Source organism: Streptomyces sp. HUAS TT7 (assembly GCF_051550175.1).
Classification (GTDB): domain Bacteria; phylum Actinomycetota; class Actinomycetes; order Streptomycetales; family Streptomycetaceae; genus Streptomyces.
Genome location: NZ_CP196175.1, coordinates 1,529,220 through 1,548,013 on the forward strand (window position 1 = coordinate 1,529,220; position 18,794 = coordinate 1,548,013).

20 protein-coding genes and 1 pseudogene are annotated in these 18,794 nt (G+C 71.5%); 11 read left to right on the plus strand and 10 right to left on the minus strand.

From position 1 onward, the window contains the following. Nucleotides 1-64: 64 nt before the first annotated feature. The 5 genes and pseudogenes from ACSHXC_RS06620 to ACSHXC_RS06640 form a co-directional block, all read left to right on the plus strand. The gene (locus ACSHXC_RS06620) at nt 65-925 is read left to right on the plus strand and encodes a 2Fe-2S iron-sulfur cluster-binding protein (protein ID WP_438290665.1); all 861 of its coding nucleotides are present in this window, start codon (nt 65-67) and stop codon (nt 923-925) included. Nucleotides 926-977: 52 nt separating this feature from the next. Next, a complete protein-coding gene (gene fdhD, locus ACSHXC_RS06625) occupies nt 978-1,817 on the plus strand; it encodes a formate dehydrogenase accessory sulfurtransferase FdhD (protein WP_438290666.1) in 840 nt (279 codons plus the stop codon). A 171-nt stretch (nt 1,818-1,988) separates the two neighbouring features. Further along, nucleotides 1,989-2,855, plus strand: coding sequence for a polysaccharide deacetylase family protein (locus tag ACSHXC_RS06630; protein ID WP_438290667.1), 867 nt, complete (start codon nt 1,989-1,991; stop codon nt 2,853-2,855). Between the two features lie 156 nt (nt 2,856-3,011). Then, nucleotides 3,012-3,983, plus strand: coding sequence for a GlxA family transcriptional regulator (locus tag ACSHXC_RS06635; protein WP_438290668.1), 972 nt, complete (start codon nt 3,012-3,014; stop codon nt 3,981-3,983). A 17-nt stretch (nt 3,984-4,000) separates the two neighbouring features. Beyond that, a pseudogene (locus tag ACSHXC_RS06640) lies at nt 4,001-4,171 on the plus strand (DJ-1/PfpI family protein); the annotation flags it as partial. Between the two features lie 69 nt (nt 4,172-4,240). Here the strand turns inward: ACSHXC_RS06640 and ACSHXC_RS06645 are convergent. The 4 genes from ACSHXC_RS06645 to ACSHXC_RS06660 are packed head-to-tail and all read right to left on the minus strand — an operon-like array spanning nt 4,241 to nt 8,475. Beyond that, nucleotides 4,241-5,311: an acyl-CoA dehydrogenase family protein gene (locus ACSHXC_RS06645; protein ID WP_438290669.1), complete on the minus strand. Its 1,071-nt coding sequence runs from the start codon at nt 5,309-5,311 to the stop codon at nt 4,241-4,243. Next, nucleotides 5,308-6,471 (minus strand): acyl-CoA dehydrogenase family protein, encoded by a 1,164-nt coding sequence (locus ACSHXC_RS06650; RefSeq protein ID WP_438290670.1) that lies wholly within the window; start codon nt 6,469-6,471, stop codon nt 5,308-5,310. The genes ACSHXC_RS06645 and ACSHXC_RS06650 overlap by 4 nt, the downstream gene beginning before the upstream one ends. A 41-nt stretch (nt 6,472-6,512) precedes the next feature. After that, a complete protein-coding gene (locus tag ACSHXC_RS06655; RefSeq protein ID WP_438290671.1) occupies nt 6,513-7,304 on the minus strand; it encodes an enoyl-CoA hydratase/isomerase family protein in 792 nt (263 codons plus the stop codon). A gap of 28 nt (nt 7,305-7,332) precedes the next feature. Next, on the minus strand, nt 7,333-8,475 hold the full coding sequence (locus ACSHXC_RS06660) for a CaiB/BaiF CoA transferase family protein (RefSeq protein ID WP_438290672.1): 1,143 nt from the start codon (nt 8,473-8,475) through the stop codon (nt 7,333-7,335). Nucleotides 8,476-8,634: 159 nt separating this feature from the next. On the opposite strand from ACSHXC_RS06660, the gene ACSHXC_RS06665 reads away from it, so the two are divergent. The 4 genes from ACSHXC_RS06665 to ACSHXC_RS06680 all read left to right on the plus strand — a co-directional run bounded on the left by ACSHXC_RS06665 (nt 8,635) and on the right by ACSHXC_RS06680 (nt 14,253). After that, nucleotides 8,635-9,627, plus strand: a complete 993-nt coding sequence (locus ACSHXC_RS06665) for a LysR family transcriptional regulator (RefSeq protein WP_438290673.1) — start codon at nt 8,635-8,637, stop codon at nt 9,625-9,627. 128 nt (nt 9,628-9,755) lie between these two features. Then, a complete protein-coding gene (locus ACSHXC_RS06670; protein ID WP_438290674.1) occupies nt 9,756-11,375 on the plus strand; it encodes a purple acid phosphatase family protein in 1,620 nt (539 codons plus the stop codon). 462 nt (nt 11,376-11,837) lie between these two features. Next, entirely contained in the window at nt 11,838-13,535 is a 1,698-nt protein-coding gene (locus tag ACSHXC_RS06675) for a globin domain-containing protein (protein WP_438290675.1), read from the plus strand. 4 nt (nt 13,536-13,539) lie between these two features. Beyond that, complete coding sequence (locus tag ACSHXC_RS06680) at nt 13,540-14,253, plus strand: pyridoxamine 5'-phosphate oxidase family protein (RefSeq protein WP_438290676.1); 714 nt, start codon at nt 13,540-13,542, stop codon at nt 14,251-14,253. A gap of 7 nt (nt 14,254-14,260) precedes the next feature. Here the strand turns inward: ACSHXC_RS06680 and ACSHXC_RS06685 are convergent, their stop codons facing one another. The 5 genes from ACSHXC_RS06685 to ACSHXC_RS06705 all read right to left on the minus strand — a co-directional run bounded on the left by ACSHXC_RS06685 (nt 14,261) and on the right by ACSHXC_RS06705 (nt 16,382). Continuing rightward, a complete protein-coding gene (locus ACSHXC_RS06685) occupies nt 14,261-14,431 on the minus strand; it encodes a hypothetical protein (RefSeq protein WP_438290677.1) in 171 nt (56 codons plus the stop codon). A gap of 89 nt (nt 14,432-14,520) precedes the next feature. Beyond that, nucleotides 14,521-14,715: a hypothetical protein gene (locus ACSHXC_RS06690; RefSeq protein WP_438290678.1), complete on the minus strand. Its 195-nt coding sequence runs from the start codon at nt 14,713-14,715 to the stop codon at nt 14,521-14,523. Nucleotides 14,716-14,746: 31 nt separating this feature from the next. Further along, nucleotides 14,747-15,151 (minus strand): (2Fe-2S) ferredoxin domain-containing protein, encoded by a 405-nt coding sequence (locus ACSHXC_RS06695; RefSeq protein WP_438290679.1) that lies wholly within the window; start codon nt 15,149-15,151, stop codon nt 14,747-14,749. 4 nt (nt 15,152-15,155) lie between these two features. Then, nucleotides 15,156-15,689 (minus strand): isochorismatase family protein, encoded by a 534-nt coding sequence (locus ACSHXC_RS06700; RefSeq protein WP_438290680.1) that lies wholly within the window; start codon nt 15,687-15,689, stop codon nt 15,156-15,158. Between the two features lie 114 nt (nt 15,690-15,803). Beyond that, a complete protein-coding gene (locus ACSHXC_RS06705; protein WP_438290681.1) occupies nt 15,804-16,382 on the minus strand; it encodes a MarR family winged helix-turn-helix transcriptional regulator in 579 nt (192 codons plus the stop codon). Between the two features lie 95 nt (nt 16,383-16,477). Here ACSHXC_RS06705 and ACSHXC_RS06710 point away from each other — a divergent pair, with 95 nt between their 5' ends. Then, complete coding sequence (locus tag ACSHXC_RS06710) at nt 16,478-17,410, plus strand: quinone oxidoreductase family protein (protein ID WP_438290682.1); 933 nt, start codon at nt 16,478-16,480, stop codon at nt 17,408-17,410. A 56-nt stretch (nt 17,411-17,466) separates the two neighbouring features. Here the strand turns inward: ACSHXC_RS06710 and ACSHXC_RS06715 are convergent, their stop codons facing one another. Next, complete coding sequence (locus tag ACSHXC_RS06715) at nt 17,467-17,733, minus strand: Atu4866 domain-containing protein (protein WP_438290683.1); 267 nt, start codon at nt 17,731-17,733, stop codon at nt 17,467-17,469. A 139-nt stretch (nt 17,734-17,872) separates the two neighbouring features. On the opposite strand from ACSHXC_RS06715, the gene ACSHXC_RS06720 reads away from it, so the two are divergent. After that, nucleotides 17,873-18,721 carry a helix-turn-helix transcriptional regulator gene (locus tag ACSHXC_RS06720; RefSeq protein ID WP_438290684.1) on the plus strand — a complete coding sequence of 283 codons (849 nt, stop codon included), beginning with the start codon at nt 17,873-17,875 and terminating at the stop codon, nt 18,719-18,721. The last annotated feature ends 73 nt before the right edge of the window (nt 18,722-18,794 follow it).

Below are 18,794 nucleotides of genomic sequence, written 5' to 3' on the forward strand. Positions count from 1 at the left end.
GCCGCCCGAACCGGTGGCGGCGCCGTCCGGCGAGTGCCGCAGCGCAGCGAACAGGAGCCCCCGAGTGACCGCGATTCCACTTCAACCCCCGCGCCGCATCGTCGAGTTGACGATCGATGACGAGGCCGTACGGGTGCCGGAGGGCGACACCGTCCTCGATGCGTGTCGAGGCGCGGGCAAGCACATCCCCACGCTCTGCCGGGGCGACACCCTCACCCCCAAGAACGCCTGCCGGGTGTGTGTCGTCGAGGTCGAGGGCGGCCGCACCCTCGCGCCCGCGTGCTCGCGGCGGGCCGAGGCGGGGATGACGGTGCGCACCGACACCGAGCGCGCCCGCAACAGCCGCAAGGTGGTGCTCGAACTGCTCGCCTCGTCCGTCGACCTCTCCACGACCCCGCGCGCCGGAGAGTGGATCAGGGAGTACGGGGCCGAGCCCGGCCGGTTCGGAGCGGAGGCGGCACGGGTAGACGAGCAGCCGAAGGTCGACAACGACCTGTATGTGCGCGACTACGACAAGTGCACCCTCTGCTACAAGTGCGTCGACGCCTGCGGGGAGCAGTGGCAGAACACGTTCGCCATCGCGGTGGCGGGGCGGGGTTTCGACGCCCGGATCTCGACCGAGCACGACGCCCCGCTCACCGACTCGGCGTGCGTGTACTGCGGGAACTGCATCGAGGTCTGCCCGACGGGAGCGCTCTCCTTCAAGTCCGAGTTCGACATGCGGGCGGCGGGCACCTGGGACGAGGCGGCGCAGACGGAGACGACCACCGTGTGCGCGTACTGCGGCGTCGGCTGCAACCTCACCCTCCATGTGCAGGACAATGAGATCGTCAAGGTCACCTCGCCGCACGACAACCCGGTGACCCACGGCAACCTGTGCATCAAGGGACGCTTCGGCTTCCAGCACGTACAGACACGAGACTGACCAGACCGACCAGACCGACGAGTTTGGCGAGAGCGATCGAGGGACTGAGGGCATGGGACGGGTCACCGAACGCCGCCGCGTCATCCGCATCCGGGACGGGGCGGTCTCGGCCCGCCCGGACACCCTGGTCGCCGAGGAGCCGCTGGAGATCCGGCTGAACGGCAAACCCCTCGCGATCACCATGCGCACGCCGGGCGACGACTTCGCGCTCGCGGCCGGGTTCCTGGTCAGCGAGGGGGTGCTCGGCGCCGCGTCCGAGCTCCAGTCGATCGTGTACTGCGCGGGCGCGACGGCGGACGGGCACAACACGTACAACGTGGTCGACGTGAAGCTGGCGCCGGGCGTCGCGGTGCCCGACATCACCCTCGAACGCAACGTGTACACGACATCGTCGTGCGGACTGTGCGGCAAGGCCAGCCTGGACGCCGTCCGTACGCAGGCCCGCTTCCCGATCGCCGACACTCCCCCGGTCCGGGTGGAGCCCGAGCTGCTCGCGAGCCTCCCCGACCGGCTGCGCGCGTCGCAGCGGGTCTTCGACCGGACCGGGGGTCTGCACGCGGCGGCGCTGTTCTCGCCGGAGGGCGAACTGCTCTACATACGTGAGGACGTTGGCCGCCACAACGCGGTCGACAAGCTGGTCGGCCGCGCCCTCCAGGACGACCGGCTTCCGCTGTCGCGCTGCATCCTGCTGGTGTCGGGCCGGGCCTCCTTCGAGCTCGCCCAGAAGGCGGTCATGGCGGGCATCCCGGTGCTCGCCGCGGTGTCGGCGCCGTCCTCGCTCGCCGTCGACCTGGCCGCCGAGTCCGGGCTCACTCTGGTGGGCTTCCTGCGTGGCAGCTCCATGAACGTGTACGCGGGGGACGAGCGCATCGCCCTGCGCTCGGGCGTCTGACCCGCTGCGACCGAGCGGCCCGGCCGGCGAGGAGCGCCCCCTGCGCCGGCCGGGCCTTCTGCTGCCCGCGCCGATCCGCCGCGAAGGGGCCCGCCACCGGCTCGTCGGACACCCCGCTTAGGCTGACCAGGTGCGGCGAGCAGCGCTGCCCCGATCGGAGAAAGCGGCGCGATGAACGTGAGTCGGCGTACGGTCCTTGCGGTGGCGACGGGTGGGCTCCTCACCGGCTGCTCAGGACCGGCGAAGCCCGCCCCGGCCGCCGCCACTCCCACTCCCTCGTCCTCCTCGTCGGCGACGGGGTCACCCGGCCCCTCCGCACCACCGGCCGGGCCGACGAGGGCCGAGATCGTCGCCCGATACGGCAGACACACACCCACCAGCTGGGGGCTGACCGTGCCGGGAGCGCTCTCCCGGCTGCCGGCCGGCGGGAAGACGGCCGCGCTGACCTTCGACGCATGCGGCGGCAGAGGCGGCAACGCATACGACAGCGCGCTCATCGAGTTCCTGCGCCAACGCTCCGTCCCCGCAACGCTGTTCATCAACTCCCGCTGGATCGACGAGAACCCGTCGGTCTTCAAGGAACTCGCCGCCGACCCGCTCTTCGAGATAGCCAACCACGGCACCCGCCACCTCCCGCTCTCCGTCTCAGGACGCTCCGCCTACCGGATACCCGGCACACGGAACGCGGGCGAGGTCTTCGACGAGGTCTCGGGCAACCGCGCCAAGCTCACCGGCCTGCTCGGCCGTCCGCCGCGCTTCTTCCGCTCCGGCACGGCCTACTGCGACGACGTGGCCGCCAGGATCGTCACCGACCTCGGGGAGCGCTTCGCGAGTTTCGACGTCAACAGCGACGGCGGGGCGACTTTCACGCCCGCACAGGTGCACCAGGCCATGCAGGGCGTACGTCCGGGATCGGTCGTCATAGGCCACATGAACCACCCCCACGGCGGCACCGCCAGCGGAATCAGCGGCGCTGTGCCTCAACTCCTCGACAAGGGCTACGCGTTCGTGCGCCTGTCGGACGCCGTCAAGGCCTGAGGCCGAACCTGCCCGGCTCCCTGACCTCCCGGCTCCCTGGCTCCCTGGCTCCCTGACTATGGGACCTCCGCAACGGCCGTTCGTGCTCTCCCGCATGGCGCGAAGTGTGGGGTACCTGTCGTTGACGCCATCGGCGCCCGATCACAGAGTGGAGGGGTGAAGCAGCGCCGCATCGTCTTCGTCGTCTTCGACGGTTTCCAGCCCCTGGACCTCTTCGGCCCGCACGAGGTGTTCCAGTACGCCGACCGGCTCACCGGCGGATACTCCTGCGAGATCACGGCTCCGCTGCCCGGCCCGGTGCGGTCCGGCAGCGGTCTTTCGGTCCACTCTCCCTGCGGTGTGGCCGGTCTGAGCCCTGAGGGGGTCGACACGCTGGTGGTGGTCGGCGGCGGCGGAGTCGACCGGGCCCGGCACGATGCGGCGCTGACGCGTTGGATCGCCACCGCGGGAGGCACCGCCCGGCGCGTCACCTCGGTGTGCAGCGGGGTGTTCCTGCTGGCCGCGGCCGGACTGCTGCACGGGCGGAGGGTGACCACTCACTGGGCGCGCGAGGAGCAGCTCGTCCGGGAGCATCCCGAACTGGTCGTCGACTGCGATCCGATCTTTCTCAGGGACGGGCGGGTGTGGACGTCGGCCGGGGTGACGGCGGGGATGGACCTCGCACTCGCCCTGGTGGAGGACGACTTGGGCCATGAGGTCGCCCACGCCGTCGCACAGGAGATGGTGATGTTCCTGCGCCGCCCCGGCAGCCAGTCGCAGTTCAGCGTGGCGTTGTGGTCCGCGCAGCCGGCCGGCGATGCCATCCGCGCCGTGGTCGCGGCGATCCACTCCGACCCCGGCGCCCGGCACGGCATCGACGATCTCGCCTCGCACGCCGGTCTGAGTCCCCGCCATCTCCAGCGCAGGTTCACCGTCGAACTCGGCACCCCGCCGTCGGCGTACGTCGAGGGCGTACGCGTCGAGGCCGCCAAGCGGGCGCTCGTCGAGAGCGCCCACCCCGTCGAGGCCATCGCGCGTCGGTACGGCTTCGGCACCGCGGAGTCGCTGCGCCGCGCCTTTCACCGGCATCTGAGTGTCGCGCCGTCCGACTACCGCGACCGGTTCCGATCCACCAAGGCGCACCTGTGACCACCCACGGAATACTGATCGTCGACGGGAACCTGATGACCAGTCAGGGCGTCTCGGCCGGAATCGACAGGGCTCTGCGGCTCGTCGGCCGCCTCCACAGCCGCGACCACGCCCGCGCGGTGCGCCAGCAGCACATCCAGTACGAGCCCGCCCCGCCCTACCTCGCCGACGAGCCGGTCGCCGCCTAGTACGAGAGTCCGGCGTGGCCCTTCCACGGCCGCAGGCCAGGCGGCCGAGGCGGCTGGTCGGCGGGCCGGTCAGCCGCCGGTCACCTGCGGCCAGAGCCGGTCACTGCCGCCTTCCACCACCCGCCGCCCGATCCTTTTGCACCACTCATGTTCACTGCCGTCCTCGTCGCGCCAGGACCACATGCGGGTGGTGGCCAGGCGGAGCGGGCTGAGTTCGGTGAATCCGATCGCGCCGTGCAGCTGGTGGGCGATGCGGGCGACCTCGGCCACCGAGGCGGAGGCCTGCGCGGCGGCGGTCCAGGCGGCGAACTCGGCGGCGGCCGGATCGGCCGACGCAGCACCTGCCGCTTCGACGGCCGCCGCCATCAAGGCTGCCTCCTCGATCAGCTTGGCCTCCTCCTGCTTGACCGCCTGGAAGTGGCTCAGCGGCCGGCCGAACTGCACACGGGACGCCGTATGAGCGACCGTCAGATCGACACAGCAGCGCGCCGCGCCGGCGATCAGGGCGGCCCGCGCCAGACCGGACCGCCACTGCGCCTCCCGCACCAGCGCGGCAGGGACTCGGCGAACCCGCTCGGCAGGCACGGCCGCGTCGATCAGGACGAGTTCGTCCCGGGGCTCGCCCGCCAGGTTCGCGCCCTCGACCCATACGTACTCGGCCGCTTCGAGAAGAAGGAGCACGGGCCCGGCGGACGGCCCCTCGGTCAAGACGACCACGGCGTCGGCGGCTCGGGCCCACGGCACCCTGCTCAGCGTGCCGCTGACCCGCACCGCGTCATCGGTGCCGCACGCTCCCAGGGGTCCGACCCTGCTGCCCGTGTCCACGTGGGCGAACCGTACGTCGAGGGGGCCGGATGCGACCGTGAGCGGGCCGTCCGGGACGACGAGCCCGGCCTCGACAAGGAGCGGGCGCGCGACGAGCAACGTCTCGGCGAGCGGAGCCGGTGTGCTGCGGTAACCGGCCTCGCGGGCGAGAGCCACCAGGGCGGCCGGGTCCGTGCCGAGCGGCGGCAGGGCATCGGCGCTCCGCAGCTCGTTCCACACCGCTCGGGCGGACTCGGCCGGGCGCTCCTGGACGTCGGCCCCCTCCGCTCCGGCCAGCACCGCGGCAGCACGCTTGATCAGGGTTTCGATGCTCATGACGACTGCTCCAGGGCTCGGGTGATGATTCCGCGCAGGATTTCGTTGGTGCCGCCACGCAGCGTGTAACCCGGCGAGTGCAGGATCGCCGTGGCGAGCAGTTCGGGGAAGGTGCCGCGAGTGGTGTCGAAGCGGGCGGCGACCGGGAGGATCTCGCGGACCTCGCCCACGAGTTCACCCTCGAAGCGGGTCCCGAGGTCCTTGACCAGTGCGGCCTGCACGTCGGCCGGGCGGCCGGCCTCCAGGGCTGCGGCCACGCCGAGGGACAGCTGCCGGATCGAGGACAGGCGCGCGGTGAGACGGCCCACCCGGGCGTGCTGCTCCGGGCCGCACGCGGCCTCCCGCAGCTGTCCGACGAGTGCGACGAGGAGCGGCAGCGTGGAAAGGAAGCGTTCCGGCCCGCTGCGTTCCAGGGCCAGTTCCCCGGTGACCTGCTTCCAGCCGTCACCGGGGCGGCCGAGCACGGCGTCGTCGGCGAGCTCGACGCCTTCCAGGTGGAAGTAGTTGAAGGTGTGTTCGCCGCTGAGCAGGCGGATCGGCTCGACCCGGACGCGCGGATCGCGCAGGTCGACGATGAACTGGCTCAGCCCGGCGTGGCGGTCCTCGGACTCCTCTGTACGGGCGAGCACGATCGCGTAGTCGTTGATGTGCGCGCCGCCCGTCCACATCTTGGTGCCGGTCAGCCGCCAGCCGCTGGCGGTCCGCTCCGCCCGGGTCCGCACCGAGGCCAGGTCGGAACCGCTGTTCTGCTCGCTCATTCCGATCGAGAAGAAGCACTCGCCGGCGGCGATCCTCGGCAGGAAGGAGCGCCGCTGCTCCTCGGTGCCGTGGCGCAGGATGGACGGCCCGGCCTGTCGGTCGGCGACCCAGTGGGCCGAGACCGGAGCGCCGGCCGCGAGCAGTTCCTCGATGACGACGTAACGTTCGAGGTTGCCGCGCCCTTGGCCGCCGTACTGCCGCGGCAGCGCCATGCCGACCCAGCCTCGTGCGGCGAGGCGCCGGGTGAACGCGGGATCCCAGCCGGTCAGCCAGGAGTCGGGGCGGCCGAGGACGGTGCCGGCGGCGCGCTCCGCGCGGAGGAAGTCGCGTACCTCCTGCCTCAACTGCATTGTCTCGTAGGGAAGTTGAACCGCTCCGACATCGAGGGCGGAGAGGGCCATGGGAGTACTCCTCACAGATAGTGGTGCGCGGGCGGTCGGGGTCAGGCGCCCGTGAAGCGCGGGGGGCGGTGCTCGCGGCGGGCCCGGACGCCCTCGCGGAAGTCGTCGGTGGTGGTCGTCACCGGCTGCGCGAGCGCCTCCCAGGTCAGCGCCTGTTCGACGGTGAGCTGCCCGTGAGCCAGGCCGCTCTTGGTCAACCGGACCGCCAGCGGGGCGGCGGCGGCCATCCGGTCGGCCACGTCGAGCGCGGTCGGGAGCACCTGGTCGGCGGGCAGGGCCTCGTGCACCATGCCCATGGCTGCGGCCTGCGCGCCGCTCACCAGCCGTCCGGTCAGCAGCAGTTCGCGTGCCCGTGGCAGCCCGACGGCCTCGGCGAGCAGTGCGGTGGTGGCCATACCGGGGTGCAGACCGAGCTGGACGAACGGCGCGCCGAGCTTCGCCCCGTCGGCGGCGTAGCGCAGATCGCAGGCCAGGGCGAGGGCCAGTCCGGCGCCCACCGCGTGGCCGCCCACGGCCGCCACGGTGGGGACGGCCAGGTCGCGGATGCCCAGCCAGGTCCGGTAGAAGGCCGACAGGTGGGCCCGAGTGCCGGAGAGGTCCTGGCCGTGCCGGTCGGCGAGCTCTTTGAGGTCGGCCCCCGAGCAGAAGGCGGGGCCGGTGCCGGTGACGACGACGGCCCGCAGGTCGGGGGCCTGGCGCAGGGACTGCAGGGTGCGCTGCCACTGCTCGGTCAGCCGCCCGGTCATCGGGTTGCGCCGGTCGGGATTGTCGAAGGTGAGCACGGTGACACCGCCCTGCCGGTGCTCGACGCGCAGTGGTTCCTGCTCGCTCATGATGTCCTCGATTCCTGGTGTTGCGGGCTCAGGCGGACGGCCGGTGGCCTATCTCGGCGAACACTTCCTCGGTGTGCTCGCCGATGTGCGGGCAGTGCCGGTGCAGGCCGGCCGGGGTGGCCGAGAAGCGGACGGGCTGGCCGATGAGGCGATAGCCGCCCTCGGTGGGGTGCTCGGCCGTCCGCAGCAGGCCGCCTTCGGTGGCGTAGGAGCTGGCGGCTGCCTCGGCCAGGCTCAGCACGGGGGCTGCGGGAATGCTGGCCGCGTCGCAGAACTCCTGCCATTCGGCGCTGGTGTGCCGGGGGGTGAACCGGCCCGCCAGTGCGTACAGTTCGTCGGCGTTGCGGGCGCGGTCGCCGAGCGAGCCGAAGCGCGGATCGTCGGCCAGCTCCGGGCGGCCCACGAAGGCGAAGAAGTCGTGCCAGTTGCGGTCGCTGTAGGGCAGGATGCACATCCAGCCGTCCGCCGTGCGTGAGGCTCTGCGCTGCGGACTGAGCGCCCGCGCATAGCCGATCGGGCCTTCGGGCGGATCGAGGGTCGCCGCCGCGAGGTGCTCGACGAGGTTGAAGGCCAGCATGGTGTCGGCCATCGGGACCTCGACGTGCTGCCCCTGACCGGTGCGGTCACGGTGGCGGAGCGCGGCGAGCACCGACTGCACGATCACCAGGCCGCAGATCTTGTCGGCGATCACGGTGGGGACGAAGTACGGGATGCCACTGACCTGTTCGTTCAGCCACACCAGGCCGGAGGCCGCCTGCACGATGTCGTCGTAGGCCGCGCGCCCGCCGAGCTCGGAGTCGCTGCGGAAGCCCTGGGCATTCACGTACACCAGGCCGGAGTTGCCGGCCGACACTTCCTCGTGGCCCAGGCCGAGTCGTTCGAGAGCCTGCGGGCGGACGTTGGTGATGAACACGTCCGCGGTCGCGGTCAGGGCAAGCAGTGCGTCGCGGCCGCCCGGGGCCTTGAGGTCGATCGCCACGCTGCGCTTGTTGCGGTTGAGGTTGAGCGTCGCCGCACCCATCCCGGGGCTGCGGGTCGGCGGGTAGTGGCGGGTCATGTCGCCCGCCGGAGGTTCGACCTTGATGACGTCCGCCCCGAGATCTCCGAGCTGCTGCGCCGCGTAAGGACCCATGATCACGGTGGCCAGTTCGACCACCCGCAGGCCGTTCAACGGCCCTGTACCACAAGGGACTTCCTGCCCAGACGCCATGTCACCTCTCCGATCCCATCGGGACCGGCTTCACGCACCGGCCCGTTGGCATCCAGTCAAATCCCCGGCGCTCCATAGCGTCCAATACTTCTTTCTGCCACTTCTCATACGCTGTGGGATATGGAACTGACGCAGCGCATACTCCAGCAGTTCGTCGTACTGGCCGAAGAACAGCACTTCGGCCGCGCCGCCGAGCGACTCGCCATGAGGCAGCCACCGCTCAGCCAGGCGATCCAGCGGCTGGAGCGCGGCCTCAAGGTCGCCCTCTTCGAGCGGAACCCGCGGGGTGCACGGCTCACCCCGGCCGGCCGCGCGTTCGCCGAGGACGCCCGGCGGCTGCTCGAAGCACAGGCCGCCGCCGTCGACCGGGCCCGGCGGGTCGCGAGTGGCCACGAGGGCGAACTCCGGCTCGGCTTCATCAGCAGCCTCGGCTACGACTTCCTGCCGCGCCTGCTGCGCCGCACCCACGCGGAGCTGCCCGGCCTGCGGCTGCACCTGAGCCAGCACCCTTCCGCGGAACTGGTCGACATGCTCCACGGGGGGACGCTCGACCTCGCGCTGATCCGCCTCCCGGCCCTCGGTGCGGAACGCCTGACCGTCCATCAGGTCGCCGTGGAGCGGCTGGTTGTGGCCCTCCCCGAGCACCACGCCCTTGCCGTCGAGCCGTCCCTCGACCTGCGCGAGCTCGCCGGGCAGGGGTTCGCGCTGCCCAAGTCCAGCGCCCTGCCCGGCCTCGCCCAGCAGGTCACGCTCGCCTGCGCGCAGGCCGGCTTCCTTCCCCGGTCACTGGGCGAGGCGGACGACTTGCCGGGGTTGCTCAGCCATGTCTCCGCCGGCCTGTGCCTGGCACTCGCCCCCGAGCAGGTGCTCTCGCTGGGGATTCCCGGTGTGACCTACCGCCCCTTGCGCGGCGAATCTCCCCATCTGGAGACCACGGTTGCGGCCGTCCACCGCCCGGACGGCCCCGACGCCGCCGTCCACCAGGTGCTGAGGCTGCTCGGAACCGCCGGACGGCCGGACGGCGAAAACCCGGAGACCGTCCCGACAGCGCGCCCCCCGCGCCGGGCCGCGAACACGTCGGGTCCGCGCCCGTCCGACGAGCTGCCCATGTAGCGCCGTATCCCGCCGGCGAGCCCGACCACCGATCGCCACGACCGGCACGAGGCCATGCCCTGCCGCACCTGACGAACGACGAGCTTAAAGTGCGGATGGTCAACTTCCTTCCAGTCAAAGGGTGTTACATGCCGATCGCGCGCAGATCAGTACTGACGGGTTCGACCGCGGCCGCGGCCGCCACCGCCCTCGGCACCGCGGGGCGCGCCGAGGCCGCCGACCCGTCGCGGCCCGCACCGCTCCCCTTGCTCCAGCGCACACCGGGCCGGATCGGCGCGCCCGGCGTGGCGGGGCTGCACCTCCAGTTCGGTGCGGACCCGGCCACCGAGATGACGGTCTCCTGGCTCAGCCCCCAGTCCGTGCGCCGCCCGCACGTGCGCCTCGGCTCCCCGGAAGGCGGCACCGGCCGGGTGGTCGAAGCCGAGACCCGCACCTACCGCGACGGGCTCTCCCACGAAGAGGTGTACGTCCACCACGCCCGCCTCACCCGGCTGCGGCCGGACACCACCTACCTGTACTCGGCCGTTCACGACGGCGCCCCGCCGGAGACCGGCTCGTTCACGACGGCGCCACGCGGGCGCACCGCGTTCACCTTCACCAGTTTCGGCGACCAGGGCGCGCCGAATCTGCGCCGGTCCGTCAAGTGGCCGACGGGCGGCGCCCCTTCGCCCTCGGGACGCTTCCCGCTCTACACCAGCAGCCAGGCCGGCACCGCGGCCTCCGCCGACATCGTGGCCGCGGTGGAACGGGTCGAGCCGCTGTTCAACCTGGTCAACGGCGACCTGTGCTACGCCTCCGCGGCCGGCGTCTTCGGCCAGAACCGCGTCGCGACGTGGGCGGACTGGTTCATCGGCAACAGCCGCTCGACACGGCTGCGGCCGTGGATGCCGTGCGTCGGCAACGGCGAGAACGAGCAGGGCAACGGCCCCCTGGGGGTGACCGGCTACCAGACCTACTTCACGCTGCCCGGATCGACGGCCTCCGCCGACCCGGAGACCCGGGGCCTGTGGTACGGCTTCACGGTCGGCGGGGTCCGGTTCATCAGCCTGGCCAACGACGACGTGGCGATCCAGGACACCGGCGACACCTATGTGCGGGGTTACTCGGACGGGGCTCAACACCGGTGGCTGGAAAGGGAGTTGAAGGCAGCACGTGCGGACGCCGGCATCGACTGGATCGTCGTCTTCATGCACCACCCGATGATCTCCAGCAGCCGCAGCGGAAGCGGCAGCGACCTCGGGATCAGGGAGGCGTGGGGCCCGCTCTTCGACGCGTACGGGGTCGACCTGGTCCTCAGCGGCCACGAGCACTACTACGAGCGCTCGCTGCCGGTCCGGGGCACCCTGCCGAACGAGGCCCGTACCCCGGTCCCCGTCTCCACGAGCACCGATGTCGCGGACACCGCCAAGGGCACCGTCCACATGATCATCGGAAACGGCGGCAACTTCGCGACCACCCAGGACGACCTGTTCGAGGAGCCCAAGGGGCGCGTCGTGGTCGATCTCGGCAAGGAGACCGAGGGCCGCCACCGCAAGGCGGTCTTCGTCACCGAGGACGCCCCCTGGCGCGCCGTCCAGGACCGTGTCCACACCCACGGCTTCGCCGCCTTCGACGTCGACCCGGGCGACACCCGCACCGGCCGCACCCGCATCCGGGTCACGTATTACACCTTCGACGGCCCCTACGGAGACCTGACCCCCGTGGACGCGTTCACCCTGGAACGACCCCGCGGAGACGTACGGCGCTGAGGGAACGAGCAATACGGCCGGTCAGGCGGACTCCAGCAGTGTGGGAAGTTCCCCAAAACGAGTGGGCGAATCGCCCCAGGTCCCAGCGATTTGCCCACCGGCCGATTCTGCATTTCCCTCCCACCATGGGACCGAATATGGGACATGTGCGACGCGGTTCGATTTCGGCAGGCCTGCGTGGAGTGTCCAAAGACCAGGGGTTGCGGTTTCAACCGCTGCCGGTATGGTCTAGTCCGACTCAGAGGAATGACCAACTCCGCAGTCCGGAAGGCAAGGTGAATCGGAAAGAACCGGGCACCGAACACCAACGAACACAACGATTGTCCACTTTGGGGGATGCAGCTGACAGCGCTGGCACAGCGAGGCTGTTCCAGAATTCAAAGGCAGCTCAAGGCGATCCCGAATTCCTTCCGCATCACGGAATGCGAAGACGACCGAAAGACGTGCGAGGCGAGGCAGATCATGGACGCTCCCACGACGACGGGCGATAACGGCTCTTCCGGCGGCGACAATGGCGAGCGGGGTTGGTTCACTCCGCCGAACAAGTCCTCTGCCAGTCCCAGCAGGTTGCGGCAGGATGAACGCGATGGTGATGCGGGCAGTTCCGTTGATGTCGATACGGAGAACGGCGTGCTCCGCAGCGCACCGAATCCCATTCGCCCGGTCGGCAACGCGGAAGAGCGAATACGCAGACCGGCGCCCGAGCCACCCTCCGCTCCGACCCCCCTCTCCCGCCCCGAAGACGGCCCGGGACACGAGGGGAACCACGACCCCGTACGGGACGCGGACAACGCCGGCGGAGCCGGGCGGTCGCACGCCGAGGCCGACCCCGTAGCCGCGAGCCCAGACCTCGCTTCCGGCACCTGGCCCGCCGCAGCGGTCCACCACACACCGGTTCACCCCACACCTTCGCCGGACCCGGCTCACCACGCACCTTCACCGGACACGGCGGAAACGCCGGAGCCCGACCCCCATGGCGGCACCCAAGGCGGCCCCGAAGCCACCGCCGCGCCGAAGGCCGCCTCCCCCACCGCGGTCCTCATCCGGCGCACCATGGCGGAGATCGAGCCCGTGGCCGACAAGGTCACGTCCTACTTCTACGCGCTGCTCTTCGTCCGGCACCCCGATCTTCGCGCCCTCTTTCCCGCCGCGATGGACACCCAGCGCGACCGCCTCTTCAAGGCTCTGCTGACGGCCGCCGAGCACGTGGACGACGCCGACACCCTCGGCGACTACCTGTCCCACCTCGGCCGCGGCCACCGCAAGTACGGCACCCGGCCCGAGCATTACCCGGCCGTCGGAGAGTGCCTCCTCGGCGCGCTGGCCCGGTACGCGCCCGACACCTGGAACCCGGACACCGAAGCGGCCTGGGTTCAGGCCTACACCGCCATCTCGCAGATCATGATCGACGCGGCCGCCGTGGACGAGGCCGTCTCGCCCGCCTGGTGGCACGCCGAGGTCGTCTCCCACGAGCTGCGGACCCCCGACATCGCGGTCGTGACCGTACGCCCCGACCAGCCCTACCCCTTCCTCGCCGGTCAGTACACGAGCCTGGAAACCCCCTGGTGGCCGCGGGTGTGGCGGCACTATTCGTTCGCGTCGGCCCCCCGCTCCGACGGTCTGCTCTCCTTCCACGTCAAGGCAGTTCCGGCCGGCTGGGTGTCCGGAGCCCTCGTGCACCGCGCCCGCCCCGGCGATGTCATCCGCCTCGGCCCCCCGGCCGGTTCCATGACCGTGGACCACACCACTGACGACGGCCTGCTGTGCCTGGGCGGCGGCACCGGTATCGCCCCGATCAGGGCGCTGGTCGAGGACGTCGCCGAGCACGGCCGCCGTCGCCTGGTGGACGTCTTCTACGGTGCGCGCAGCGGCAGCGACCTGTACGACATCGATCCGCTGCTGACCCTGGCACGCAAGCACCCGTGGCTGTCCGTGCGCCCGGTCGTCGCGACCGGCCCGGCGGGCGGCGAGGCGAACAGCATCAGCGGTCAACTGCCGGACGCCGTACGGCAGTACGGGCCATGGCGGGCGTACGACGCGTATCTGTCCGGACCGGCGGCCATGGTTCGCAGCGGGGTGGACGCGCTGGTGGGAGCCGGCATGCCGTCGAACCGCATACGGCACGACTTCATCGAAGAGCTGGTCATGGCGGGAGACTGAGGACTTGGCGACAGAGATCGAGCACGGCAGGGCCGCGGAGCAGGGAGAGGTACGGCCGGGCAGCGACGGCGAGCACCTGATGCAGCGTCACCTGGGTACCACCGAGCGGGCCGACCGCTTCTACGACGAGCAGGTCCTCGACCAACTCAACGCACGCATGCGGGAGTTCGTGGCACGCCAGGAGATGTTCTTCCTGGCCAGCGCCGACCGCCGGGGCGAGTGCGACTCCACCTTCCGGGCCGGCCCGCCCGGCTTCGTCCGGGTCCTGGACGAGCGCACCCTCATCTACCCCGAATACCGGGGCAACGGCGTCATGGCCTCGATGGGCAACATCGCGGAGAACCCCCACGTCGGCATCCTGATGGTCGACTTCACGCGGGACCGCATCGGCCTGCACGTCAACGGCCGGGCCCGCATCCTCCTGGACGAGGAGGTACGCGCCCACCACCCCGAAATCCCCCCGGACCCGGCCCCCGGCCGCCGCGCCCGCCTCTGGGTGGAGGTCACAGTCCAGGAGGCGTACATCCACTGCGCCAAGCACATCCCGCACCTGCAGAAGGTCCCCCCGCAGCAACGCTCGGCCCGCGACTGGGGCACCGACGACTACCGCCGCAAGGGCGGAGACTTCTTCGGCGCGGCAGAACAGACGGCCTCGCCCGGCCGTGCCCGGCACGCCGACGCCGCTTCCACCACCACTTCCACCTCCGAGGTGTACTGACTCGGGCTCACTCGTCGCCGTCGGGAAGGAGGGGAGTTTCGGCCACCCCGTCGGTCTGAAGCACGATCCGGCGGACATCGCCCGCGTCGGCGATCAGGACGTCCGGGACCTCGGCCTCGCAGAAACGGAGTGAGCCGATGGCGCCGACAGTCGTCGTCCGCGCCCCCAGCCAGGCCAAGAGGTGGCACAGTTCGTCGAATTCGTCCGGGTGTACCTCTTGGCGAGCAGCGAGCGCCCACCCTCGCGGCCCGGAGCAGAGCTCGCCGGTCAGAGCTCCGCCAATGCGGTGGGCCGGCCCCCTGGAGGACGGCAGACAATGCGCAGGGTCCGCGGCGTTGCGGTGCCGACCCGCGGAGTCAGCTGCGCGTACGCATGAAAGGCGCGTTCGGCAGCTCTTGCGGTGTCGGTCGCGAAGAGCAGCCCGGCCACCAGGAAGATCGTGCCGATCACTGCGAAGAACATCTGCTCATCAACTCACCCGGAGATACACGCCTCAGCGGGCGCGCTTCCGTGCCTCGGACGGGGGCGGGATCATTTGGAGGGCGAGCGTGGCCGGGGGTTCGGCGATGCCCGGGCCGCCTTGTTCCGCCCAGGTCAGGATGTCGTCGGTGGCGTCGTCGTCGAGGATCCAGCCGAGCCAGGTCGCGCGGGCGCCGCGCTGGCGGGCCCGGGCCGAGGGCTGGACCACCATCACGTTGGCCTGGCCGCAGGGGCCAAGGCAGTCGGTGGTGCGCACCGCGATGCGGCCGTCCGAGGCGGCGGCCGCGGCTCGGAGCCGGGCGAGCTGACCGGCGTGGTCGGTGCCGGGGTTCTTGGCGGCGTCGCCGCAGCAGCAGCCCCGGCACACGACGAGGGTGCAGGGGCGTGAACCGGCCGCGGATATCGAGAACTTGGGCATGCGATCAGCCGAACCCGATGGCGGAGGCGGTGACGACCGTTCCGAGCCGGGGGAAGTCGAGGGCGACCGCGGCCCGGTGTTCGTCCTCGGTCAGCGCGGCCATGGCGTCCTCCGCGAACAGCAGCTCGTAGCCGTGGTCGGCGGCGGCGCGGGCCGTCGACTCGACTCCGAGGTTGGTGGCGATGCCGCCGAGGACGAGGGTGTCGATGCCGCGTTCCGCGAGCAGTTCGTGCAGGCCTGTCCGGTGGAAGCCGCCGATGGTGCGCTTCACCACGGTCAGATCGCCGTCGGCTGCGAGGCCCGCGACGAGCTCGCTGCCGGGCGGCTGGGTGGCCGCGCCGGGGCGTTCGACCCGTACGAGCACGACGGTCGCGCCCGCCGCACGGAAGGTTTCCGCCAACTCCCTTGCCACGTCCACCACCTGACGGCCGGAGCGCGGTGCGAGCGGCAGCGCCGTGATGCGGTCCATCAGGTCGACGAGGACGAGCGCGGTGCGCCCGGGGTCGAGAGTGGCGGGCTCGCCTTCGAGTGCGGTCATGGCGGCACCGTACCGGCCCCGATGATCTAGACCGTACGCCGGGGACCCCTTCAGGCCACGAGAGGGCCCGGAAACGGGTCGAAAGCGGGCCCCGACGGGTCGGAAGCGGGTTCGTTACGCCTCGTGCAGGCGCGCCAGGAGGGCCATGAGGCGGCGCGCTTCGGCGGGGGCGAGCGGGGCGAGCAGCTGGGCGTTGGCCGCTTCGGCCGCGGCCGCGCAGCGTTCGATGAGGTCCTGGCCGGCCGGGGTGACGGTGACCGCGTTCTTGCGGCGGTCCCTGGGGTCGGGCTCGCGGACGGTGAGGCCGTCGGCCTGGAGGTCATTGAGGATGCCGACCAGGTCCTTGGGGTCGATGGCCAGCTTGCGGCCGAGGTCGGCCTGCGCGATCGGGCCGAGTTCGGACACCGCGGCCAGCACCGCGTGGTGCATCATCTTCACGCCCTGCTCCGCGAGCGCCTCGGCGACCAGCCCCCGGCCGCGCGCCGCGACCCGGCCGATCAGCCAACTCGGCAGCGACTGGATGTGCTGGAGCGGAGGGAGGGCCGGCGGCTCGGGCCCGTCGGCTGCGGGTGCGAGTACGGAAGGCGCGGCCTCGACCCCGCCGTCATCGGCGGAGGCGCCGCTTGCCGGGGCCCGGCCGAGGGCGCTCTCGGTCGTCCGAGTCCTACGAGTCCCACGAGTCATCCGAGCCATGCGCACAGCCTAACCCGAAAACATTGGGCTTCCCAACGATCTGATTTACGTCTACCGTTGGGACTCCCAACGAATTCTCAACCCCGGAGGGTGCCATGCGTCGCGTCCGATACGAAGTCAACGGCGGTCCCGAAGTCCTGTTCGTCGAGGACGTCGCCGCGCCCGAGCCCGGGCCGGGCGAGCTGCTGGTGGACGTCGAGGCGATCGGCGTGACCCTGCCGTCCGTCCGCAAGGTCCGCGAGGGCAGCGAGCCGATTCCGCTGGGCGGCGAGGTCGCCGGCACGGTGGCCGCGCTCGGCGAGGGCGTCACCGGGTTCGCCGTCGGCGACCGGGTGACCGGACTCTGCTTCTCCTATGGCTATGCCGAACAGGCCGTCCTCCACCCGGCGATGACCTCGCGCATCCCCGCCCACGCCACCGCCGTGGACGCCATCGCGCTGGTCCGCAGCGGCCTGGTGGCACGCGGCGCCTACGAGTCGGCGCGCCCCGAGCCCGGCGAGTCGGTCCTGGTCACGGCCGCCGCGAGTGCGATCGGCGCGATGGCCCTGCAGCTCGCGAAAGCGGGCGGTGCGAAACGGGTCGTAGCCGCGGTCAGTTCCGCCGAAAAGGCAGGCTTCGTAAGGGAGTTGGGGGCTGATGAGGTCGTCCTGTACGGGGACGCGTCCTGGGGCGAGCCGGTCGACGTGGTGATCGACGCGGTCGGGGGCGAGCTGCTCACCCCGGCCGTGAGAGCGCTCTCACCAGGCGGGCGCCTCGTCGCGTTCAGCTCGGGCGGCGGCACCATCGAGGCGTACGACCTGCTCGTGGGCGGCAAGTCGGTCATCGGCTTCCAGATGGCCGTCATCGCCCGCAACAAGCCCGCGCTGTACGCCCGTTGGCTCGGCGAACTGTGGGAGCTGCACGCCGCGGGGAAGCTGCGCACCTCCGTGGCGGCCGAACTGCCGCTCGCCGACGCGGCCCGGGCCCACGAGCTGATCGAGTCCCGCCGCAACCTCGGGAAGGTGGTGCTGGTCACGGGGCGGGCGTGACGGCGAATGGGCTGCCGGATCACCCCTTGGCCGTCCAGGAGTCCGGCTGTCCGGGACTACGACGGCTTCTGCTCCCGGTAGAGCACGAGGTGCTCGTGACAAAGCACTCCGTCCCGGATGTCGCCCGTGGCGGTGAACCCGGTGTCGTCGACGTAGTCCAGGTGGCTGCCGGTCACCGTGTACCGGCCGGTGTACGCGCTGCGCCGCTCGCCGCGGGCTTCGTCGTAACGGCCGTCCGGCAGCAGCTCCTGACGGATGCGGCCATCCGCGGTCACCCACATCCCGACCACATCGATGTGGTCGCCCTCAACGGTCCCGGCCATGGCGGACTCCTCTCCTCGCAGGGTGCGGTGCTTCCCGCTCCACCGAGCCTGGGCAGGTCAGCGGCCATCAACCAGGTCGTGTGCTGCCTGGGTGCGGCACACCCGGGCAGCCCACCGGGCCGGCGCCTAGCCTGACCACATGGACGACAACCACCTGGGAGACTTCCTGCGCGCACGCCGCGCCGGCCTGCGGCCGGAGGACGTCGGCATGGCGAGCTACGGGACCCGCAGAGTCGCCGGACTGCGCCGCGAGGAGGTCGCCGTCCTGGCCGGGGTGAACGCCGACTACTACACCCGCCTGGAACAGGGCCGCGAGCGCAACCCCTCACCCCAGGTGGTCGACGCGCTCGGCCGCGCGCTGCGCCTCGACTCGGACGCCCGCGCGCACGTGTACCGGCTGGCCGGGGCCACGCCGAGCGACCGGCCCTCCGTCCGCGCCGCCGAGCGGGTCGGCCCGGCGCTGCGCCAGCTGCTGGACGGCTACCCGAACACTCCGGCGTTCGTCATGAGCCGGACCCTGGACCTCCTCGCCGCCAACGCGCTGGCCGATGCCCTCTACGCCCCGTTCGAGCCGGCGGACAACTTGGCTCGCATGACCTTCCTCGACCCCGCGGGCCGCACCTTCTACACGGACTGGGACCGGGCGGCACAGGCCACCGTCGCCAACCTTCGCGAGGCAACCGGATTCGACCCGGACAACCCACGGCTGCGCGAACTCGTCCGCACCCTGACCGAGCACAGCGCGGACTTCACCCGCCTGTGGAACGCCCACACCGTGCGCGGCAAGACCCAGGACGCCAAACACCTCCTCCACCCGGACGTCGGCCCCCTCGCTCTCACCTACCAGGCCTTCGACGTACGCGAGGCGCCCGGCCAGCAGCTCGTCATCTACCACGCCGAACCAGGCAGCCCCAGCGCCCAGTCCCTCAATCTGCTCGGCTCCATCCACGCCACCCGGCACCGGCCCGGCCCCCGGCCCCACCGCTGACGGGCACCGAGAGGTGGCTCGGCGAGCAGGCAATGCCGTTGGGGGCGATCCACATCCCGTTGCCTACAGCGTC